We start from the raw sequence: 485 nt of genomic DNA on the forward strand, positions 1-485 counted from the left end.
GTGTCGGCCTCGGCCTTAGCCGCGTCGTTGGCCTGCTGGCCGATCGCGTTGGCCTTGGTCTTGGCTTCCGCCAGTTCCTGCTCGTAGGCAGCAACGGCAGCGTCGGCCTCGCCCTTCAACTTGGCCGCCTGATCGAGATCCTGCGTGATGCGATCGTTGCGGACATCGATGATGCCGCCGACGCGCGGCATCACAACCCGCTTCAGGAAGAGATAGAACAGCCCGAAGGTGATCGCCAGCCACAGAAGCTGCGACGGGAACGTCGCCGGATCGAATGGCGGAAACGTGCCATGCGCTTCAGCAGGCACACCGGTGCTGGAATGCGTGTCGCCTTCCGTAGCAGCGTGGCTGGTATCGGCTGATGGCGCGGACTCTTGCGCAAAGGCAGATGTCACGAACATGGACTATCCCCGAAATTCGGGCCCGCCGCTCGCGCGGCCGGCCTGTCCAATCTTCCCGAGTGCTCAGCCGAACAGGGCCAGAAG

1 protein-coding gene is annotated in these 485 nt (G+C 63.9%); it reads right to left on the bottom strand.

The window, feature by feature from the left end:
* Window positions 1–401, bottom strand: a 401-nt coding sequence (locus EN939_RS37450; RefSeq protein ID WP_127272155.1) for a F0F1 ATP synthase subunit B, incomplete at its 3' end; no start/stop codon positions are given.
* Window positions 402–485 lie beyond the last annotated feature (84 nt).

Origin of the sequence: Mesorhizobium sp. M7A.F.Ca.CA.002.05.1.1 (genome assembly GCF_003998335.1) — a bacterium.
Classification (GTDB): domain Bacteria; phylum Pseudomonadota; class Alphaproteobacteria; order Rhizobiales; family Rhizobiaceae; genus Mesorhizobium.